The organism is Micromonospora sp. NPDC005163 (assembly GCF_053599835.1).
The window spans coordinates 79,221-99,883 of record NZ_JBSFYP010000028.1 but is presented as its reverse complement, the minus strand read 5'-3'; the positions used below and the strand labels follow the sequence as shown (position 1 = coordinate 99,883).

Sequence of the window (20,663 nt, the reverse complement as noted above, 5' to 3'; positions counted from 1 at the left end):
CCGAACTACGACGTACCCGTGCAGGGAATCACCTCACCCGGCACCGACGGCCCGACCTTCCTCGACCTGGTCTGGGATCAGGCGCCCTTCGAGAACCACGGCCAGTTCGTGTCGACCGTCAACCACGTCGCGCAGGCGTTCGTCGAGGCGGGACTGCTCAGCCAGGAGGAGAGGTCGACCGTCGTGACGACCGCCGCCCGATCGAACAAGGAGCTCGCTCCGTAGGCGTCGCCTGCTGCCGTCCTCCGCGTGCTGGACGGCCGTGGCCCGGTCGAGTCGACCGGGCCACGGCCGTTCGGTGGCTTTCCCTGCCGCCGTCGAGCGAGGGCATTCGGTCGAGGTTTCGAGAGGTTTTCGGGACGGGTGTCCCTGCCTGTGACAGGGCGGCGAGCTCCCCGTGTAGTGTTCCGCCCAGGTAGGGGTTCCGCGCGTGCTGCGGGGGCCGCACCCGCGCCGCAACATCTCCGAAAAGGTTTTAGGATGTGCTTCCGCTGGCTGATCGACAAGACACCCGGCGACGGCCTCACCGACGCGCAGCGCACCTGTGTCGGTCGCTGAGAGGGAGCATCGCATGACCACCGAGCCCGAGATCCCCGCCTACCGCCCGCCCACGCTCACCGATGTGGCCAAGCTCGCCGGGGTGTCGGTCGCCACCGCGTCCAAGGCCATCAACGGTCGCGGCGAGGTGCGGTCGTCCACGAGAGTCCGGGTGCTCGAGGCGGCGGAGCTGCTGTCCTTCGCGCCGAACGCCCTGGCCCGCGGGTTGCTCAGTGGCCGGACCGGCACCGTCGGCCTGCTGACGAGCGACCTGGAGGGGCGCTTCTCGATCCCCATCCTGATGGGCGCCGAGGACGCGTCGGGGGCCGGCCAGGTCTCGGTCTTCCTGTGCGACGCGCGCGGCGACGCGATCCGGGAGAAGCATCACGTGCAGGCGCTGCTGTCCCGGCGGGTGGACGGCCTGATCGTCGTGGGCTCCCGCACCGACCCCCGCCCGCCGCTGGCCGGCACCATCCCCGTGCCGGTCGTCTACGTCTACGCACCCTCCGCCGATCCGGCGGACATCTCGATCACGGTCGACAACGTGGGTGGTGGGCGGCTCGCCATCGAGCATCTGCTGGCGTGCGGCCGGCGCTCCATCGCCCACATCACCGGGGAGGCCGGGTTCCAGGCGGCGAGGGACCGTGCCGAGGGCGCGGCCGCCGCCCTCGCCGACGCCGGCCTGGGAATGGTCGGCGACCGGCCCTACTTCGGGTCGTGGGACGAGTCCTGGGGCAGAGCCGCCGCACACATGGTCGTCGAGCAACACCCCGAGGTCGACGCGATCTTCTGCGGCAGCGACCAGATCGCACGTGGTGTCCTGGAGACGCTGCGTGACTTCGGACGTGACGTGCCGCGCAGCATCTCGGTCATCGGGTTCGACAACTGGGAGGCTGTCGCCGCCGACTCCCGTCCGCGGCTGACCAGCATCGACATGAACCTGAAGCACCTCGGCGAGGTGGCCGGCCAGCGGCTCTTCGCGGCGATCGACGGTGCCGCGCCCAGTTCGGAGGAGTTCCCCGGCCGCGTGGTGATGCGCGAGTCGACCCTGCCCGTCGGCTGAGTCCGGCGGCCGTGCTGTACGCCCGCGCGGCCGTGGGGTTCAGTGGTGCAGCACCGGGCCGGTCGACTCGCGGACCACGAGGCGGCCGGGCTGCCGGATGACCCCGGAGCCGGCGTTGCCGTCCATCGCGGCGAAGAGATGGTTGACCGCGGCGGCCCCGAGCTGTTCGAGGTTGAGGTCCACGGTGGTCAGGGGCGGTCGGCAGTCGGCCGCGAAGAACTCCCAGTTGTCGTATCCGACGATCGCCACGTCGTCGGGGATCCGCCGACCGAGGTCGCGCAGGGTGTCGGCGGCGCCGGCGGCGACCTGGTCGTTGCCGCAGAAGATCGCGTCCACGTCCGGCCGGGCGGCCAGCAGCAACCGGGCGGCGTGCCGGCCCCATCGTTGCGACCACTCGCCGTAGAGCGGGTCGCCGGCCGGGGTGAGCCCGGCCTCGGCGAGCACCGTTCGTAGTCCGGTGGCGCGATCACGGGCCGCTCGGTAGGTGTCCGGCCCGGTGATGTGTCCGATCCTGCGGCGGCCGTGCGACACCAGGTGTTCGGCGGCGAGCCGGGCGCCACCCTCGTCGTCGGCGACGATCGACAGGTCGTTCGGATCGGTCGACTCGGCGTAGGCGTAGACCACCGGGACCGGGATGTCCTGTGTCAACGACGAGCGCAGGTCGTTGCTGTCGCCGACCACGATGAACCCGTCGACCTGGCGGGCGAGCAGGGTGCGGATGTAGTGCTGCCGTCGGATCGCGTCGCCACGGGCGTCGCAGAGCAGCACGGACATCTGTCCGTTGCCGAGGGCGTTCTCGGCGCCGAGCAGGATGGGTATGGCGAACCGGCCACCGAGTTCGTCGGTGAGCAGCCCGACGGTGCGGGTGCGCCCGGAGATCAGACCGCGGGCCAGCACGTTCGGCTGGAACGACAGCTCGGCGGCGGCCCGCAGGACCCGTTCCCGGGTTTCCGGCGCGACCTCGGCGCGGCTGTTGAGTGCCTTGGACGCGGTGGCCACGGAGGTGCCGGCGCGGTTCGCCACGTCGCTCAACGTCACTGACTGGGATCGTCGTCGGCCCACCGAAAGCCTTTCGCAAACATTTCAGGGGTGAATGGCGGGTGCCTGCTGCCCGTGCTCCCCGCAAGCGTAGTGCGCACGCTGGCTCCGGGGAAGGTGGCGAAGCTGTCGAGGGCGGTAGATCGTCACGCCCGCGACGACGAGCCGAAACGGTTTTCGGAGCGGATGCGACCACAGGTTGTTTCGCTCTGGTGAACCCATTGACACGGCCGTGATCCACCCGGAACCATCAGCGACAGTCCACTGCTCCTGCGTCGTCGTCGTGAGTTCTCATGACAACGATGTCAGGCGGCTCCGAGGAATCCACCACGATGGACCGCAGCCACGGTCCACTCTGCCCAGACGTTCGACGTACTCGACCCGGTTCGAGGCGAAAGGCCCTGCCCCTATGTCGCAACCCCCCATCGCGCGCCTCCTGTCCCCCCGACTGATCGCCGCGACAACCGCGGTCCTGCTGCCGGTGGGCCTGCTCGTCGGCGCGCCCCTGGCCAGCGCCGCGCCGACCACCGCGCCGCCCGGCACCTTCAGCTCCTCGTTCGAGTCGGCCGACCCGCAACCCTCCGCGAGCACCGTCGAGGTCGACCAGAGTGGAAAACCGGTCCAGGCGAACCTGAGCGGATCGAGCCGCAGGGTACTGCCCGGCAGCCTGCTCGGTCAGGTCCAGGCGGTGACCGCGAGCGCCGAGAACCCGCCGAACGAGACCGCCGCGAAGCTCACCGACGGCGATCCGTCGACCAAGTGGCTGGCGCGCAACCGGACCGGCTGGGTGACCTACCAGCTGACCAAGCCGACGGCCGTGGTGCGGTACGCGCTGACCTCCGGGGACGACGCTCCGACCCGTGACCCCAGGGACTTCACCGTGCAGGGGTCCACCGACGGCAGCACCTGGGTCGACCTGAACAGGCAGACCGAGCAGAGCTTCCCTCGGCGGTTCGCCACGAAGACCTACAGCCTCACCAACACGACCGCCTACGGCTACTACCGGCTGAACATCACCGCGAACTCCGGTGACCCCCTCGTGCAGCTCGCCGGCTGGGACATCAGCGACGGCTCCAACGTCCGACCGCCGGCCGCTCCCATGGTCAGCGTCGTCGGCACCGGTCCGTCCGGCGGCTACACCACGAAGCCGGGGGCCGGCTTCACCGGACTGACTTCGCTCCGGTACGCGGGCGGCGCCGAGGACGATGGCCGTTCGTACGCGACCAACCGGCTGTTCGACGTCAACATCCCGGTCGGGCCGAAGACCCGGCTCTCCTACAAGATCTTCCCGGAGTACACCGGCGAGGACCCGCAGTATCCGTCCACCTTCGCGGCAGTCGACCTGCACTTCACCGACGGCAGCTACCTGAGCGGCCTCTCGCCCGTCGACCAGCACGGCTACGCGCTCACCCCGGACGGGCAGGGTGCGTCGAAGGTGCTCTACGCCGACCAGTGGAACGCGGTGCAGGCCGACATCGGCGCGGTCGCACGCGGCAGGACGATCGACCGCATCCTGCTCGCCTACGACAACCCGCAGGCGACGGCGGACACCCGGTTCCAGGGCTGGCTCGACGACGTCGCGGTGACCGCCTCGCCGGCGTCCATCGACGGTTCGCGGCTCACCAACTACGTCGACACCCGGCGCGGGACCAACTCGACCGGTGGGTTCTCGCGCGGCAACAACCTGCCGATCACCTCGGTGCCGAACGGCTTCAACTTCTTCACCCCGGTGACCGACGCGACGTCCGACTCGTGGGAGTACCAGTACCACCGGGTCAACAACGCCGCCAACCTGCCCACCCTGCAGGGCCTCGCGATCTCGCACGAGCCGAGCCCGTGGATGGGTGACCGCAACCAGATGTCGGTCATGCCGGTGGCGGGCGACGGCCCCCTCACCGGGCCGCCCAGCAGCCGGGCGCTCGCCTTCAACCACGACGACGAGACGGCCCAGCCGGACCTCTACCGGGTCGCGCTGCAGAACGGCCTCACCGCCGAGATGTCGCCCACCGACCATGCCGGGATCATGCGGTTCACCTTCCCGTCCGGGCCGGCGACCGGAAGCCTGGTCTTCTACAACGGCACGTTCACCATCGGCGCCGACGGCACGTTCACCGGCTGGGTCGATAACGGAAGTGGCCTGTCGGCCGGTCGTAGCCGGATGTTCGTGTCCGGCACGTTCGACCGGGCGCCCACGGCGTCCTCCGCGACGGCCGCCACCTTCGACATCTCCGCGAACCGCCAGGTGACGATGCGCATCGCGACCTCGTTCCTATCGGTCGACCAGGCGCACCGGAACCTCGACCTGGAGGTCACCGGGAAGAGCTTCGACCAGGTCCGCGCCGCCGCCACCGCCGCGTGGAAAGACCGGCTCGGCCGGGTCGAGGTGCGGGGGGCGGCCGAGACGCAGCTGGTGACGATGTACTCGAACCTGTACCGGCTGAACCTGTACCCGAACTCGCAGTCGGAGAACACCGGCAGCGCCGCCGCGCCGCGCTGGCAGTACGCGAGCCCGGTGTCGGCGCCGACCGGCACGTCGTCCGCCACCCACACCGGCGCGAAGATCGTGGACGGCCAGATCTACGTCAACAACGGCTTCTGGGACACCTACCGCACCGTGTGGCCCGCCTACGCGCTGCTGTACCCGGACGTCGCGGCCAGGATCTCCGACGGGTTCGTCCAGCACTACCGCGACGGCGGCTGGATCGCCCGCTGGTCGTCTCCGGGTTACGCCGACCTGATGACCGGCACCAGCGCGAACGTGGCACTGGCCCAGGCGTACCTCACCGGCGTCAAGCTGCCCGACCCGCTCGCGGCGTACGACGCGGCGGTCAAGGACGCGACCGTCGCCTCCGGGCGCAGCGCGGTGGGCCGCAAGGGCATCGAGACCTCGCTGTTCCTCGGCTACACGCCGACGTCCACCGGAGAGTCGGTGTCGTGGGCGCTGGAAGGCTTCATCAACGACTACGGCATCGGCAACATGGGCGCGGCCCTGGCCAAGGACCCGGCCACGCCGAAGTCGGAGCGCCAGCGGCTCAAGGACGAGTCACGGTACTTCCTAGAGCGCGCCCGCAACTACGTCCACCTCTTCGACCCGAAGACGAAGCTCTTCCAGGGCCGGGACGCGTCCGGCAACTTCCTCGCCGGTGACCCGCTGGACTGGGGCGGCGTCTACACCGAGACCAACGGGTGGAACTTCGCGTTCACCGCCCAGCAGGACGGCCAGGGACTGGCCAACCTGCACGGCGGGCAGAAGGCGCTGCGCGACAAGCTCGACCAGTTCTTCGCCACCCCGGAGAACGCCGACCGACCCGGCGGGTACGGCGGCACGATCCACGAGATGCTCGAGGCGCGCGCGGTGCGGATGGGACAGCTCGGCATGAGCAACCAGCCGTCGCACCACATCCCGTACATGTACAACTTCGCCGGCGCGCCGGCGAAGACGCAGGCGGCGGTACGGGAGATCCTGCAGCGCCTCTACGTCGGCAGCGAGATCGGCCAGGGCTACCTGGGCGACGAGGACAACGGCGAGATGTCGTCCTGGTACATCCTCAGCTCGCTGGGCATCTACCCGCTGCAGGCCGGATCGTCCCACTGGGCCATCGGCTCGCCGCAGTTCACAAAGATGACCGTCCACCGCACGAGCGGCGACATCGTCGTCAACGCGCCGGACAACAGCACCAAGAACGTCTACGTGCAGGGCGTCACGGTCAACGGGAAGAAGCAGCGCGAGCTGTCCGTCGACGTGAGCGCGTTCGCCAAGGGCGGCACGATCGACTTCCAGATGGGCCCCAAGCCGTCGTCCTGGGGCAGCGGCAAGAACGACGCGCCGCCGTCGCTGACCAGGGGCGACAAGGCGCCCAAGCCGCTGCAGGACGTCACCGGCCCCGGTCTCGGCACCGCCAACGCGACGGGCGGCCAGGACGCGTCGAAGCTGTTCGACGACTCGTCGACCACGCAGCTGACGTTCACCACCGCGACGCCGCAGGTCAGCTGGGCCTCCCGTGGCGCCAGGCAGAAGCCGAGCCACTACACCCTCACCTCCGGTGCCAGTGCGGGCGATCCGGCGGACTGGCGGTTGCAGGGCTCCAATGACGGCATCACCTGGAGCACCGTCGACTCCCGCAAGGGCGAGGCGTTCCGGTGGCGCAACCAGACCCGTCCGTTCACCATCGACAGGCCGGGACGGTACGCCCAGTTCCGTCTCGTCGTCAGCAGGACCGCCGGCGCCGCGCAGGCCAACCTCGCCGAGATCGAGTTGCTCGCCGGAGGCGACTTCGAGATTGGTGGCGGCGACATCACGGTGACCGCCGCGGGCAGCGTGCACGCGACGTCCGGCGCACCCGTCTCGGTGCCACTGGCCTCCGTCACCGGGGGTACCGCCAGCGGCTACCGGGCCACGATCGACTGGGGTGACGGCTCACCGACCACCGAGGGCACCCTGACGTTGAGCTCGCGGGCCGTCTACAGCGTCAGCGGCTCGCACACGTACGCCACGCCGGGTCACCACCAGGCGAGCGTCACGGTGACCGACGGCACCGGCCAGGGCTCGGTCACGGTCGGCGTCGACGTGGCCTACGCGCCGAGCTCCGGCCTCACCGCGGCGTTCGACACCGTCTGCATCGGTGACGAGGGCGCCCTCGCGGCGAACTGCGACGCCAAGTCGTGGGCGTACTCGCGGGCCGCCCTGACGGCGGCCGGCGTGACCCAGGGCCAGCGGCACCAGGTGCCCGGAACGGACCTGCAGTTCACCTTGCCGGTGGTCCCGGCGGGGCAGCCGGACAACACCACCGGCAACGGCAGGACGGTCGTTCTCGACCTGCCGACCGACGCCCGGAGCATCTCGTTCATCGGCGCCGGCACGCAGGGCAATCAGAACAGCACCGGCACGGCGACGTTCAGCGACGGCAGCACGGCCAGCATCCCGATCCAGATGAGTGACTGGACGCTGGGCGGCAACGCCAACGGCACTCCGTCGTACGGCAACATCGTCGTCGCCAAGGCCGCGTACCGGTTGAGCGGCACGAGCCGGGACGGCGCGCAGCCGTTCCTGTTCGCCACCGCGCCGTACCAGATCCCGGCGGGCAAGACGCTCGTCTCGGTGACCCTGCCGACGCAGACCGGCGACCCCGGCTCGGCGGGCCGGATCCACGTGTTCGCCGTCGCGAACGACGGCACTCCGGCCGCCGCGCTGGTGACCACCGCCCCGAGCGACCAGACGGCCGACGCCGGGCAGGTCCTCGCGGCCACGCTCGGCTCGGTGAGCGGCGGCGTTCCCGGCACGACGGGCTTCCACGCCCGGGTGCAGTGGGGCGACGGCACGGTTCCGGACGACGTCACGGTCGGCCCGGACGGCGCGCTGAGCGGACGGCACACCTATGCGCAGGAGGGCACCTACACGGTGCACGTCACCGCGTGGGACACGTCGTCGAGCAGCACCGCGACCTTCACGGTGACCGTGGCGCGGGGCGGACTCCAGCCGGCGATCGCGGTGTCGACGTCGGCCACCGTGACAACCGGTGACGCGGTCACCGTCAACGGCAGCGGGTTCGCGGCCGGTGAGCAGGTGACCGTGACTCTCGGCACCAGTCCGGCGCGGACCGTCAAGGTCGCGGCGTCCGCGGCGGGAGCGGTACGCGCCTCCGTCGCGACGTCCGGTGACGCCGAGCCCGGCCGGTACTCCGTCACCGCCACCGGCGCGTCCTCCCGGACGCCGGCGACGGCCACCGTCCAGGTGACCGGTCAGCAGGAGAAGCCGACCTACGATCCGCAGGCGGCGCTGACGACCACCGCGGGACCGCACGGTACGTCGATCACGGTCGACGGCGCCGGGTTCGCTCCGAACGAGGCGGTCACGGTCAGCTTCGGTGACGGCCTCGCGGTCAGCACCGTGCGCGCGAATGGTGACGGTGTCATCGCCGGTGCGACGGTCAGCGTCCCCGGGGCGGCGAAGGCCGGCTCGACCGTGATCACGCTGGCGGGGGCCGAGTCGGTGACGCGGGTCGCGCTGCCCTTCACCGTCACGAACTGAGTCGGCGGTAGCGGTAGCGCGCGGGGCGGGGCGGATCACGGCCCGCCCCGCGCGCTGCTAGCGTCGACCATGACCCCGCCCGGCGGGGGCGTCCGGGCCGGTGACCGTCGTCACTGACTCGACCGCCGACACGCCGATACCCGAGATGTGGGGTGTGACAACGGCGTCGTCCCTATATATGGTGTCGACGCAGCTGGTTCGGCCGCTCGTCTGCAGTGGTCGAGGCAAGAGGGAACCCGGTGGAATTCCGGGACTGCCCCGCAGCGGTGAGTGGGAACGACCGCCGTCATCAGCACTGGGCCGCCAAGCGGCCTGGGAAGCGACGGCCAGTAGGAGACCGGCGAGCCCGGTCGTGCCCACGAGTCCGAAGACCTGCCAGCGCGCCGTGCACCCGCACCCGGGTGGGCGGCGGCCCGACGCCGCGTGGGACGGCCGACGCCCCCTGACCCACGCCCGGCGTGGCGTCCGCCGGTGTCTGTCTCCTCGCGTCCGAGGGCCATCAGGTCTCGAACTCGCGAGGAGTGAGTGGTGACAGTCACCCAGGTGGTCCCGACCGGCGGCGACACCGACCTGCCGGGCCGGCGGCGGACGCAGATGCACGTCCGCAAGCGCGACGGCGCCAGCGAACCGGTGGACGTCAACAAGATCGTCCGCGCGGTCGAGCGGTGGACCGACGACCTGACCGACGTCGACCCGCTGCGGGTGGCGACCCGGACGATCAGCGGCCTCTACGACGGCGCGACCACCGCGGAGCTGGACCGGCTGTCCATCCAGACCGCGGCCGAGATGATCGGCGAGGAGCCGCAGTACTCGCGGCTGGCCGCCCGGCTTCTGGCCGGCTACGTCGACAAGGAGGTGCACCGGCAGGGCATCACCTCGTTCAGCACGGCGATCCGGATGGGCCATGCCGAGGGACTGATCGGAGACGAGACCGCCGCCTTCGTCGCCGCGCACGGCCGGACGCTCGACGACGCCGTCGACCCGGACGGCGACCTGCGGTTCGAGTACTTCGGCCTGCGCACGGTGTACGACCGGTACCTGCTGCGCCACCCGACCAGCCGGCTGGTGCTGGAGACGCCGCAGTACTGGCTGCTGCGGGTGGCCTGCGGGCTGTCCCGTACGCCGGACGAGGCGGTCGACTTCTACCGGCTGATGTCCAGCCTGGCCTACCTGCCCAGTTCGCCGACGCTGTTCAACTCCGGCACCCGGCACACCCAGATGTCCTCCTGCTACCTGGTCGACTCCCCGCGCGACGAGCTGGACTCGATCTACCAGCGGTACGCGCAGGTCGCCAACCTGTCCAAGTTCGCCGGCGGCATCGGCATCGCGTACTCCCGGGTCCGGTCCCGGGGCGCGCTGATCCGCGGCACGAACGGGCAGTCCAATGGGATCGTGCCGTGGCTGCGCACGCTGGACGCGAGCGTCGCCGCGGTCAACCAGGGCGGCCGGCGCAAGGGCGCGGCGTGTGTCTACCTGGAGCCGTGGCACCCGGACATCGAGGAGTTCCTGCAACTGCGGGACAACACCGGCGAGGACGCCCGGCGCACCCACAACCTCAACCTGGCCAACTGGATCCCCGACGAGTTCATGCGCCGGGTCGAGGCCGACGAGGTGTGGTCGCTGTTCGACCCGAACGAGGTGCCGGAACTGCCCGACCTGTGGGGCGAGCGGTTCGACGTCGCGTACCGGGAGGCCGAGGCGCAGGGCCGCTACGTGCGGCAGGTCCCGGCGCGGGAGCTGTACGGGAAGATGATGCGCACCCTGGCGCAGACCGGCAACGGGTGGATGACCTTCAAGGACGCCGCCAACCGGCTGTGCAACCAGACCGCCGAACCGGGCAACGTGGTGCACCTGTCCAACCTCTGCACCGAGATCATCGAGGTGTCCAGCGACGCCGAGACCGCGGTGTGCAACCTCGGCTCGGTGAACCTCGCCGCCCACGTCACCGACGGCGTCATCGACTGGCAGCGACTGCGCGCCACGGTCCGTACCGCGGTCACGTTCCTCGACCGGGTCATCGACATCAACTACTACCCGACCGCGCAGGCGGCGGCGAGCAACCCCCGCTGGCGGCCGGTCGGGCTCGGGCTGATGGGCCTGCAGGACGTGTTCTTCGCGCTGCGGTTGCCGTTCGACTCGCCGGCCGCGCGGGAGTTGTCCACCCGGGTCAGCGAGGAGTTGTACCTGACCGCCCTGGAGACCTCCGCCGATCTGGCGCGGCGCTTCGGCGCGCACCCGGCGTACGGGCAGACGCGGGCGGCGCGGGGGCAGTTGCAGCCCGACCTGTGGGGCGTCCAGGGGACGCAGACCGACCGGTGGACCGCGTTGCGGGAGCGGGTCGAGGCGTACGGGCTGCGCAACTCACTGCTGGTGGCGGTCGCCCCGACCGCGACCATCGCCTCGATCGCCGGTTGTTACGAGTGCGTCGAGCCGCAGGTGTCCAACCTGTTCAAGCGCGAGACCCTGTCGGGGGAGTTTCTCCAGGTCAACACCGCTCTGGTACGCGAGCTGAAGTCCCGTGGCCTGTGGACCGAGCCCGTCCGGTCGGCGATCAAGCGCGCCGAGGGGTCGGTGCAGGACATCGCGGAGCTACCGGCCGCCGTGCGGGAGTTGTTCCGCACCGCGTGGGAGCTGCCGCAGCGGGCGCTGATCGACCTGGCCGCGGCTCGCGCGCCGTTCATCGACCAGTCGCAGTCGCTGAACCTGTTCCTGGCCTCGCCGACCATCGGCAAGCTCTCCTCGATGTACCTGTACGCCTGGAAGGCCGGGCTGAAGACGACCTACTACCTGCGGTCCCGCCCGGCCACCCGGATCCAGCAGGCCACCGTCGCACCCGCCACCGTCGCCCTCGCCGTACCCGTGGCGACCGACCCGGAGGCGCTGGCCTGCTCCCTGGAGAACCCCGAGTCGTGCGAGGCCTGCCAGTGACCGCCGCCGACACCACCACCGACACGAGGACCACGCACATGCTGCTCGACCCCGGGATGGACCTCACCCTCCGCCCGATGCGCTACCCGCACTTCTTCGACCGGTTCCGCGACGCCATCCGCAACACCTGGACGGTCGAGGAGGTCGACCTGCACGCCGACCTCGCCGACCTCGACAAGCTCTCCCCCGCGGAGCGGCACCTGGTCAGCCGGCTGGTCGCGTTCTTCGCCACCGGCGACACCATCGTCGCCAACAACCTCGTGCTCAACCTCTACCAGCACGTCAACAGCCCGGAGGGTCGCCTCTACCTGTCCCGGCAGCTGTTCGAGGAGGCGGTGCACGTCCAGTTCTATCTGAACCTGCTCGACACGTACGTGCCCGACGAGAGCGAGCGGTTCGCCGCCTTCGCCGCCATCGAGAACATCCCCTCGATCCGCCGTAAGGCCGACTTCTGCTTCCGCTGGATCGACTCGCTGAGCGAACTCCGCGAGCTGCGTTCGCGCGAGGACCGGCGGAGGTTCCTGCTCAACCTGATCTGCTTCGCCGCCTGCATCGAAGGACTGTTCTTCTACGGCGCGTTCGCGTACGTCTATTTCCTGCGCTCTCGCGGCCTGCTCCACGGTCTCGCCTCCGGCACCAACTGGGTGTTCCGGGACGAGTCCATGCACATGGCCTTCGCGTTCGACGTCGTCGACACCGTGCGCGGCGAGGAACCCGACCTGTTCGACGGCGACCTCGCCGGGCAGGTCCGCCAGATGCTCACCGAGGCCGTCGAGTGCGAGGTCCAGTTCGCCGAGGACCTGCTCGGCCACGGGGTGCCCGGCCTGACGCTGGCCGACATGCGGGAGTACCTCCAGCACGTCGCCGACCGGCGTCTGGCCCAGCTCGGGATCGCGCCGCACTACGGGTCGGCCAACCCCTTCGCCTTCATGGAGTTGCAGGACGTGCAGGAGCTGTCCAACTTCTTCGAGCGGCGGGTGTCGGCGTACCAGGTCGGGGTCAGCGGCACCGTCGCGTTCGACGACGACTTCTAGAACACCGCCGGGGGCGACGGGGGCCGGTCGTCGCCCCCCGGCGGTGCGTCAGGTCCGGCTGGCGCAGCCGACACACCTGCTCGCTGAGGGGCGGGCGGCGAGTCGTTCGGCGGGAATCGGGCGGGAGCATCGTTCACACACGCCGTAGGTGCCGGCCTCGACCCGTCGCAGAGCGACGTCGAGTTCGGAGAGGCGTCGGCGCGTCGCGTCCAGGACGGCGGTGAGCTGGGCCCGTTCGAACGCAATGGTGCTGCCCTCGGGGTCGTGCTCATCGTCGGCGTTGGACGACCGGGAGGCCTCGAAGAGGCTCCGCAGATCGCTGTCCAACGCTTCGGCCTGGGCCCGGCTCTGGTCTCGTAGGTGGAGCGGTTCCGCGCGGATCGAGCTGAAATCCCTGTTCATGGCCGCTCAACCGTACTGCGGGTGGCCCAGGTCGGCCGGGCGGACGCCTGGGCGGTGGCTGTCCCGCTACATGAAGTTGCGGGTGTGCAGGGCGGAGAGCGCCGCCGCCTCGTCGGGCCGGAAGCCCAGCCGTACCAGCCGGCGCTGCCGGCCCTGATCCATCACGTGCTGCAGCTTCTGCACCCGCTCGAAGCCGGCGGACACGTCGTCTGGGTGCCAGCCACCGGCCGCGAGGACCACCAGCGCGTCGAACACGTCCGCGTTGAGCCCCGCGGTGTCGACGAGCGCGTCGTGGCGGCGGTGGATGGCCGCGCGGAGCCGGTCCCGCAGCAGGGGGTCCACGGTCGCCTGGTGCTCGAGGTGTGCCATGCCGAACACCACGTGCCGTCGCTCGTCCTGCATCGCCAGCCAGCAGACGCGACGGGTCACCGGGTCCGGTGCGTTCTGCTCCAGGAACGAGAGCAGGTCGACGAAGCTGCCCTCCCCGAGTACGGAGAGCAGGAACGAGGCCAACGCGAAGTCGGACTCGGCGACGAGTGTGAAGAGCGACTGCCGACCGCCGGCCGACGACGTGCCCAGCTCGGCGCCCCGGAGCAACGCTCGCCGGCCGAACACCTCCATGTGCCGGGCCTCGTCGGCCATCTGCACCGCGAGGAGCTGCATCACCTCACGGAAGTGCGGATGTATCCGCCCGACGAACCGTGCCGGCACGACGAGCGCGGCCTGCTCGTTCTCGACAAGGTAGGTCATCACCTGCACCACCGCCGCCTCGACGTCGGCCGGCAGCGCGAACGCGTCGTCCCACGGCACCGCGGTCTCCGGGTCCCACTGCCGCGCCGCCGCCTGCGCGTACAGCTTGGGGGCGACGTCGGCCCACACCAGATCGCGGTCGTCCAGGTCGAACCGGGCCTCGGGGCCGCCGGATTCCAGCAGCGCACCGCGGGCGCCGAGCCCCCACCGTGGCGGCGGGTGCCTGCTGAGCGCCGAGGGCAGGGCGGGCCCGGCCCGCTCCGCGCCGAACCAGCGGGCGTCGTCCGCCGTGCCGCGGACGACCACCGCGACCAGTTCGCTCCGGTCGGCCGGATCCGGCCATTCGAGCCGGTGACCCCGGCTCCGGCACCAGGCGGGCAGGTGCACCGGCAGGGCGGGGTCGAGGCCGGAGACCGCCAGCCGGCCGCCGGGCGGTAGCGAGGCGAGTGCGCGTTGCACCAGCAGGTGCGCGCCCCGGTCGAAGCCCAGACCCCCGAGGTGGATCTCGGCGTCGGCCGCCGGCGCGCCGCTCACGGCCGGTAGTCCGCGGCGGTCACCCGCCCGTCGGCCGCGTAGAACCCGCTGGCGTCGACCGCCCGGGCGAGGGCGTCGTACCCCGTGGTGCGGCCGTCCTCCCAGGCGGTCAGCCCTTCGAGGTCGAGCAACGGGCGTACCTCCGGGTCGGCGTAGGACATGCCACGCAGCAGCGTGCCGAAGAGCCGGACCCCGGCGGACTCCGGATCGCGCACCGTCATGTTGCAGTGGTCGTATCGTGCGGTCTGCGCGACGATCCGGGTGCCATCGGGCGGGAGCGTGCCCTCCCGGACGAACGCCAGATGGTTGGCGTCGATCATGCAGGCGGCGTCCACCTCCTTGGCCACGAGGGCCCGGGCGGCGTCGCGCTCACCGCCGATGTGATCGCCGTGCAACCCGACGCCGACGTCGAACCGGCGCACGTCGACCTCGACCCCGGCGGCCGCGAGGTGCCCGAGCGGGATCAGCGTCGCCTGTGGACTGTCCATCGCGCCGACGGCGACGAGCGAGCCGGACAGGTCCTCGACCTGTCGGACGGGTGAGTCGGCGCGCACCACCACGACCGAGGTGAGGTCCCGGTCGGTGTCGCGCATGGTGAGGGCGCTCACCGTGCCGCCGCTGGCCGCCGCCAACCGTTCGGCCCGCAGCCAGGCGAGCGGTGAGTTCCACGCCGCGTCGATCCGCCCGGCTACGAGATCGTCGACCTGCCGCTCGTAGTGCGAGTAGAGGACGAAGTCGAAGTCCAGGCCACGCCCTCGCAACCAGGCGCGGAAGCCCTCCCAGATGGTCACCACCTTGGGGTCGTACGCGACCGCGCCCATCAGGACAGTGGGTGCCGCCATCAGCGGTTGACCTCGTCGAGCAGCGGCAGCCCGGTGGCGACTCGGCCGACGAAGTCGTGCAGGGCGTCGGTGGTGGGTGCCATCGCCCGGGCCGCGCGGGAGTCGCGGAATCGGCGTTCGAGGCCCAACTCCTTGCGGAAGGCGCTGCCGCCGCAGAGCTGCATCGCGCCGTCGGTCACCTCGGCGGCCGTCTCGCCGGCGAGCGCCTTGACCTGCAACACCCGCAGCGTCGCGTCCTCCCGGCCGGTCTCCAGCGCGGTCAGGGTGTCGCCGAGGAAGGCGCGCAGGGCGTCGGTGCGGATCTTCAGCTGGGCGTAGCCGCGCCGGGTGACCGGTGCGTCGCGAAGGGCCGCGCCGGTGTGCGCGAGGGTGGTGCCCGTGAGATGCCGGCCCGCTTCGGCGACGGCGCTGTCCGCGAGGCCGAGGCAGAACGCGGCGTTCAGCACCAGGAACCAGGGGAGGACCGCGCCGAGCGCGGTGTCGAGGCCGGCGCCGTCGGCGGCCAGCATCGCGCTGGCGGGGACGCGGACCCCGTCGGCGGTCATCGGCCGGGAGCCGTTGCCGCGCAGGCCGAGCCCATCGAAGTCGCCGGCGATGCTGAGGCCGGCGCTGCCGGCGGGAACGAGCCACAGCGTCATCGGACCCGCTCCCGCAGCGAGCGGGAGGCTCGACCAGACGTAGCTGTCCGCCTCACCCGCCGAGGTGACCCAGCTCTTGCGGGCGTCGAGCCGGACCGCGCCGTCGTCCGTCGTCGCGGTGCCGGTCGGCGACCAGAAGTGGCTGCGCGAGCCGAACTCGGAGAACGCCAGGGAGGTCAGGTGTTGACCCGCGCCGATGGCCGCACGGACGTCACGCGGGCCGTGCGCTTCGATGACGGCGGTCGCCGCGTAGTGCATGAGGACGACCATCGCCGTGGAGCCGCACTCGGCGGCCAGTCGTTCGATGACCTCCGCGACGGTGCGCAGACCCTGGCCGCCGCCACCGACCTCGGTCGAGGAGGCCAGGCCGAGCAGGCCAGCCGCGGCGAGGGCGTCCACGCTCTGTCGAGGGAAGGTGCCGTCCCGGTCGACGAGCGCGGCCTGAGGGCGGATCACGTCGTCAATGAGCGTGCCGAGCGTCGTCAGGTGGTCGGTGTTGGGGCGGGCTTTGTCGACACTGGCTGTCATGGGAATGTCCCCTTCGGCCGGACCGATGGCACCGCCGTCGAGGCTATCCCAGTCGAGCATCGCGAGGCGAGGGCGTCGGATGGCCGACATGGGCGCGAACCGCTCGCGTGGTCCTGTCGGCGAGGATGACCGGCGTCGGGCGGCCGCTCACCGTCCGGCGCGGGCGTCCTCGCGGTGCGGCCGGCCGTGCCCGTCATCCCGGTCGATCCGCAGCTCCCGTTCCAACTCGGCGATCACCGCGCGCAGATCGTCGAGCCGTTGGCTGATCGCGATGCGGTCCACCTCGTCCGGTACGCCGTCGCCGTCCTCGTCGTACCCCGGGGCCAGGCGTTCGGTCATCTCCAGCCGGCGTGCCTCCTCCATCGAGTTGACGATCACCGCGATGAGGATGTTGAGCAGCAGGTTGACCGTGATGACCACGTAGCTGACGTAGTAGAGCAGCGTCCACGGCGAAATCGTCATGCCCTGCTGGATGAGGTCCGGCAACGTCTCCAGGGAGAGCAGCACGAACAACGTCAGCAGGGACCGGCCGATGTCGCCGTACTGGTCGGGAAATCTGCTTCCGAAGATCAGCCAACCGGCCATGCCGTACACGTAGAGCGTCACCACGGCCAGCGCGAGGAAACCACCGACGCCCGGCAGGCTGCGCCACAGGGCGGAGACGATGGTACGAAGGCCCGGGGAGAAACGCACCAACCTGACCATCCGGGCGACCCGCACCACCCGCAGCAGCGCCGGATCGCCGTGCAGGCCCGGAATGAAGATCGCCGCGATCACGGCGAAGTCGAAGACGTTCCAGCCGTGCCGGAAGAAGTCCTGCGGGCGACGGCCGTAGGCGGCCAGCCGAATGCCGATCTCGACGACGAAGACGGCTCGGAAGAGCAACTCCAGCCAGTGCAGCACGGTGCCCGCCACGGTCAGGCCCCGGTACGTCTCCAGGCCGAGGACGATCCCGTTGGCGAGGATGACGGCGACGATGCCGATCTCGAAGGGGCGCGACCGGGCGAGCCGACCGCAGGCGTCGACCAGTCTGGACCGGCCGGGCGCGGGCGCCGCCGGCTCACCCCGCGGGACGGGTACGCGTGCGCCACTCACCAGTAGCCCGGCCCGATGGTGCGTGCGGAGGCCGCCGGTCGGGCCCACCTCCGGCCGGCGTCGTGGCGGTGCGGGCGGCGTGCGGGCATGTCCATCACCCTAACCAAGCGCCCGACCCGTGACCGACGGTCTCCCGCTCGGCCGCGGGTGGGGTGACCGCGCGGCGCGTCAATGGTGGCCGGTCCGTTCCGGAGTGACCGGGGCTCCGAAGAACGTGGCGAACGGATCCACGAACCTCGGATGGGCCCGGTTCACGGCGTCGTGGCCGCTGCGGGGAATCACCAGGGTCCGGGCTCGGGGCAACACGCTGGCCAGGGCCTCGTTGAGGTCGACGTAGTAGGGCGGGCTGTCGGCGCCGCAGGCGAGCAGCACCTCGGCGGTGACGCCTTCCCATCGGCTGGCCGGGCCGTCGTGCGCCCGGATCAGGGCTGACTCGTCCAGGGTCATCGGCAGCAGGTCGGCCATCGTCCGCCCGATCGGCGTACGCACGAACGCGCGGACGATGGCCAGCCGTACGCCGAACGGGAGTTTCGCCGCCGCCATCTGCGGATTGATGCCGGCGGCCGTGATGGCGAGGCTCCGGGCGATGTCGCCGGACCGCAGCGCCTCCTGTGCGGGGTCGAGCCACGCGGTGGGGAAGCCGCCGTCGATGGAGACCGCGGCGTCGTAGACGGCGAGCCGGTCGATCGGCAGTCGGAGCGCCGCCTGGAGCGCGATGAAGCCGCCGGAGCTGTGGCCGATGACGTTTCCGGACCCGGTGTGCTCCAGCACCACGGCGAGGTCGTCGATGTCCTGCTCGAAGGTGTATGGCGTCGACCTGGGCGGGGCGTCCGCCCGCCCCCGCCGGTTGTAGAGGTGCACGGTGAACCGGTCGGCGAGCGCCGTGGCGAGCCGTCGGTACATGTCGATGGTGATCCCGCCGCCGTGCACCACGATGATCCCGGGCCCGTTGCCCGTCGAGTGCAGCACGATGTTCGCGCCGTCCCGTGCCGTGATCCGCTCCATCGCCAGCCCACCTCCCGTGATTGAACTGCGAACGACGTTTGCAGTTTACAGTAGATCCGTGAGCGACGCACCCACGAGAGCCGGCGACGGCGGTTCCGACCGGCAGCCGATCTGGGCCAGACCCGAACGCGGCAGCCGCGGTCCCGCCCCGGCACACAGTCGCGACGCCATCGTCGCGGCCGCCATCGCATTGGCGGACAAGGAAGGACTCGCGGCGGTGTCGATGCGGGCCGTCGCCACCGCGCTGGGCACCGGGGCCGGGTCGCTCTACCGGTACCTGTCGTCCCGGGACGACTTGCTGGACCTGATGACCGATCGGGTGGTGGGGGAGTTGCGGCCGTACCCGCGGGCGGAGGGCGCCTGGCTGGACGGGATGCTGCTGCTGGCCCGCCGGCAGTTGGCGCTGCACCGCCGCCACCCGTGGCTGACCGACGTGATTCACCGACCGTCCGGCATCGGCCCCGAGAGCCTGGCCTGGTTCGACACCTGCCTCCGGATCCTGGAGCCCGTCGGCTGCGCCGTCACCTCAAAGTTCGAGGCGATCGCGATGGTGACCGGCGTGGTGAGCCTCTTCGCGCGCAGCGAGGCCACGGCCGGGTCCTTCACCTTCGCCGGCACCGACCTCGCGGCGTACCCGCACCTGGTCGCGGCGTTCGGTCAGCCCTCGCCACCAGCGCCCCGGACAGACCTTTTCGAGCGGGCCCTGCGCGGCCTGCTGACCGGTCTGCTCCTCGCCGAGCCCGCTGCGTAATCGACCACGCCCTGCCGTCCGGTGTGGGCGGAGCGCGCCGGCGGGCGGCGGGTACGGACACCCGTCGCCCGCCCGGCTTGCCGGTCGGCTCGGCCGACGGTCAGGCCTGCGCGGCCCGGATCGCGTCGTGCAGCGGGGTGCTCGGCCTTCCGATCAGCCGGCTGAGATCGTCGCTGTCGGTCACCAGCTCACCGATGGCGATCGAGCGGTCGAGCGCGGCGACGAACCCGGCGGTGCCGGCGTCGAGCCCGACGTTCTCCAGGGCCGAGGCCAGCTCGGTGGCCGACAGGTCCTGGTGGACGACGGTGGTGCCGGTGACCTCGGTGACGGCCGCTGCCAGCTCGTCGAAGGTGAAGGCGGTGCCGCCCAGCTCGTAGACGGTGTTGCCCTCCTCCTCGCGGGTCAGCGCCGCGGCGGCGGCAGCCGCGTAGTCGGCCCGGGTCGCGGCGGAGACCTTGCTGCCACCGGTGGCACCGAGGATCGTGCCCGTCCGCAGGTACTGCGGCAGCTGGTCGGTGTAGTTCTCGGTGTACCAGCTGTTCCGCAGCACGGTGTGGGGGAGGCCCGAGGCGGCGAGGATCTCCTCGGTGGCCTTGTGCTCCGGCGCCAGCGGGTTCGTCGTGGTGTCGGCGCGCAGGATGCTCGTGTAGATCAGGCGCTCGACACCGGCGAGCTTGGCCGCGTCGATGACCGCGGTGTGCTGGCGCACGCGCTGACCGGGCGTGTCACCGGAGATCAGCAGCAGGCGGCGTACGCCGGCCACGGCGCCGGGCAGCATCGACGGGTCGTCGTAGGTGGCCCGACGGATCTCGACGCCACGCGCGGCGAGGTCAGCGGCCTTCTCCGGGGTGCGGACGATGGCGGCGATCTCGGCGGCGGATACGCCGGTGTCGAGCAGCTGCTGGATCACCAGGCGGCCCAGGCGGCCGGTGGCGCCGGTGACGGCATAGGTGGGCATGACAACCTCCGGTAGGGTGATGCAAACCTGTAAGCACTTACGAATCTACAGCACATGCTAAGTCGTAACTGTGGGGTAGGCTGGTGAGGTGAGCGACATGCCGGCCCGGGACCCGGCGGGGCCTACCCAGGAACTCGTCAGCGATGTCTTCGCGCGGGGCTGCACCTCCCGCGCGGCCTTCGAGGACGTCACCTCGAAGTGGGCGTCGCTGGCCCTGCTCGCGCTCGGTGAAGGTCGCTACCGGTTCAACGCGCTGCGCCGCCGCATCGACGGGGTCAGCGAGCGGATGCTCTCCCAGACCCTGCAGACCCTGGAACGCGACGGCATGCTCACCCGCGAGGTCCTCACGGCGATCCCGCCGCGTGTCGAATACTCGCTGACGCCCCTCGGCAGCCGGGTCGCGGAGCAGCTTCGCGGCCTCGCCAACCTGCTGGAGGCCTCGGTGCCCGAGCTGCAGACCGCGCGCGACGCCCACGAGCGCGACCGGGGCTAGCGCTTCCGCGGCACACCTGCCGCGTTGATCATCCTGCGG

The 20,663-nt window shown here is 71.2% G+C and carries 15 protein-coding genes and 1 riboswitch; of the genes, 7 read left to right on the top strand and 8 right to left on the bottom strand.

Going from position 1 to position 20,663, the window contains the following annotated elements; genetic code table 11:
• Positions 1-225: hypothetical protein (locus ACWD6N_RS20485; RefSeq protein WP_450005065.1), on the top strand; the 225-nt coding region annotated here is incomplete at its 5' end.
• A 346-nt stretch (positions 226-571) separates the two neighbouring features.
• Positions 572-1,600 (top strand): LacI family DNA-binding transcriptional regulator, encoded by a 1,029-nt coding sequence (locus ACWD6N_RS20480; RefSeq protein WP_354966751.1) that lies wholly within the window; start codon positions 572-574, stop codon positions 1,598-1,600.
• Positions 1,601-1,639: 39 nt separating this feature from the next.
• On the opposite strand, the gene ACWD6N_RS20475 is transcribed toward ACWD6N_RS20480, so the two are convergent.
• The gene (locus ACWD6N_RS20475) at positions 1,640-2,662 is read right to left on the bottom strand and encodes a LacI family DNA-binding transcriptional regulator (RefSeq protein ID WP_354966750.1); all 1,023 of its coding nucleotides are present in this window, start codon (positions 2,660-2,662) and stop codon (positions 1,640-1,642) included.
• 385 nt (positions 2,663-3,047) lie between these two features.
• Between ACWD6N_RS20475 and ACWD6N_RS20470 the strand changes: the two genes are divergently transcribed.
• From ACWD6N_RS20470 to ACWD6N_RS20460, 3 genes are all read left to right on the top strand, one after another.
• Entirely contained in the window at positions 3,048-8,666 is a 5,619-nt protein-coding gene (locus ACWD6N_RS20470) for a GH92 family glycosyl hydrolase (RefSeq protein ID WP_354966749.1), read from the top strand.
• A 177-nt stretch (positions 8,667-8,843) separates the two neighbouring features.
• Positions 8,844-9,059, top strand: a riboswitch (cobalamin riboswitch).
• Between the two features lie 201 nt (positions 9,060-9,260).
• Positions 9,261-11,594, top strand: a complete 2,334-nt coding sequence (locus ACWD6N_RS20465; protein ID WP_354966761.1) for a ribonucleoside-diphosphate reductase subunit alpha — start codon at positions 9,261-9,263, stop codon at positions 11,592-11,594.
• Positions 11,595-11,632: 38 nt separating this feature from the next.
• Complete coding sequence (locus ACWD6N_RS20460) at positions 11,633-12,628, top strand: ribonucleotide-diphosphate reductase subunit beta (protein ID WP_354966760.1); 996 nt, start codon at positions 11,633-11,635, stop codon at positions 12,626-12,628.
• Positions 12,629-12,676: 48 nt separating this feature from the next.
• Here the strand turns inward: ACWD6N_RS20460 and ACWD6N_RS20455 are convergent, their stop codons facing one another.
• From ACWD6N_RS20455 to ACWD6N_RS20430, 6 genes are all read right to left on the bottom strand, one after another.
• Complete coding sequence (locus tag ACWD6N_RS20455; RefSeq protein ID WP_450005064.1) at positions 12,677-13,030, bottom strand: TraR/DksA family transcriptional regulator; 354 nt, start codon at positions 13,028-13,030, stop codon at positions 12,677-12,679.
• A 66-nt stretch (positions 13,031-13,096) separates the two neighbouring features.
• A complete protein-coding gene (locus ACWD6N_RS20450) occupies positions 13,097-14,314 on the bottom strand; it encodes a ferritin-like domain-containing protein (protein WP_354966747.1) in 1,218 nt (405 codons plus the stop codon).
• A complete protein-coding gene (locus ACWD6N_RS20445; protein ID WP_354966746.1) occupies positions 14,311-15,156 on the bottom strand; it encodes a phosphate/phosphite/phosphonate ABC transporter substrate-binding protein in 846 nt (281 codons plus the stop codon). Before ACWD6N_RS20445 ends, ACWD6N_RS20450 begins: the two co-directional genes overlap by 4 nt.
• A complete protein-coding gene (locus ACWD6N_RS20440; RefSeq protein ID WP_354966745.1) occupies positions 15,156-16,322 on the bottom strand; it encodes an acyl-CoA dehydrogenase family protein in 1,167 nt (388 codons plus the stop codon). The genes ACWD6N_RS20445 and ACWD6N_RS20440 overlap by 1 nt, the downstream gene beginning before the upstream one ends.
• A gap of 147 nt (positions 16,323-16,469) precedes the next feature.
• Complete coding sequence (locus ACWD6N_RS20435; RefSeq protein WP_354966744.1) at positions 16,470-17,417, bottom strand: ion transporter; 948 nt, start codon at positions 17,415-17,417, stop codon at positions 16,470-16,472.
• Between the two features lie 168 nt (positions 17,418-17,585).
• Positions 17,586-18,422, bottom strand: coding sequence for an alpha/beta fold hydrolase (locus ACWD6N_RS20430; protein ID WP_354966743.1), 837 nt, complete (start codon positions 18,420-18,422; stop codon positions 17,586-17,588).
• Between the two features lie 58 nt (positions 18,423-18,480).
• Here ACWD6N_RS20430 and ACWD6N_RS20425 point away from each other — a divergent pair, with 58 nt between their 5' ends.
• Entirely contained in the window at positions 18,481-19,173 is a 693-nt protein-coding gene (locus tag ACWD6N_RS20425) for a TetR/AcrR family transcriptional regulator (RefSeq protein ID WP_354966742.1), read from the top strand.
• Positions 19,174-19,273: 100 nt separating this feature from the next.
• Here ACWD6N_RS20425 and ACWD6N_RS20420 read toward each other — a convergent pair whose 3' ends face one another.
• Positions 19,274-20,131, bottom strand: a complete 858-nt coding sequence (locus tag ACWD6N_RS20420) for an NAD(P)H-binding protein (protein ID WP_450005063.1) — start codon at positions 20,129-20,131, stop codon at positions 19,274-19,276.
• Positions 20,132-20,228: 97 nt separating this feature from the next.
• Between ACWD6N_RS20420 and ACWD6N_RS20415 the strand changes: the two genes are divergently transcribed.
• Positions 20,229-20,624 carry a winged helix-turn-helix transcriptional regulator gene (locus ACWD6N_RS20415; RefSeq protein WP_354966759.1) on the top strand — a complete coding sequence of 132 codons (396 nt, stop codon included), beginning with the start codon at positions 20,229-20,231 and terminating at the stop codon, positions 20,622-20,624.
• Positions 20,625-20,663 lie beyond the last annotated feature (39 nt).

Bases quoted from the DNA above. Each gene is read 5' to 3' on its own strand.
- ACWD6N_RS20480 (WP_354966751.1), top strand. From the start codon at position 572: ATGACCACCGAGCCCGAGATCCCCGCCTACCGCCCGCCCACGCTCACC.
- ACWD6N_RS20470 (WP_354966749.1), top strand. From the start codon at position 3,048: ATGTCGCAACCCCCCATCGCGCGCCTCCTGTCCCCCCGACTGATCGCC.
- ACWD6N_RS20465 (WP_354966761.1), top strand. From the start codon at position 9,261: ATGCACGTCCGCAAGCGCGACGGCGCCAGCGAACCGGTGGACGTCAAC.
- ACWD6N_RS20460 (WP_354966760.1), top strand. From the start codon at position 11,633: ATGCTGCTCGACCCCGGGATGGACCTCACCCTCCGCCCGATGCGCTAC.
- ACWD6N_RS20455 (WP_450005064.1), bottom strand. From the start codon at position 13,030: ATGAACAGGGATTTCAGCTCGATCCGCGCGGAACCGCTCCACCTACGA.
- ACWD6N_RS20445 (WP_354966746.1), bottom strand. From the start codon at position 15,156: ATGGCGGCACCCACTGTCCTGATGGGCGCGGTCGCGTACGACCCCAAG.
- ACWD6N_RS20440 (WP_354966745.1), bottom strand. From the start codon at position 16,322: ATGACAGCCAGTGTCGACAAAGCCCGCCCCAACACCGACCACCTGACG.
- ACWD6N_RS20430 (WP_354966743.1), bottom strand. From the start codon at position 18,422: ATGGAGCGGATCACGGCACGGGACGGCGCGAACATCGTGCTGCACTCG.
- ACWD6N_RS20420 (WP_450005063.1), bottom strand. From the start codon at position 20,131: ATGCCCACCTATGCCGTCACCGGCGCCACCGGCCGCCTGGGCCGCCTG.
- ACWD6N_RS20415 (WP_354966759.1), top strand. From the start codon at position 20,229: ATGCCGGCCCGGGACCCGGCGGGGCCTACCCAGGAACTCGTCAGCGAT.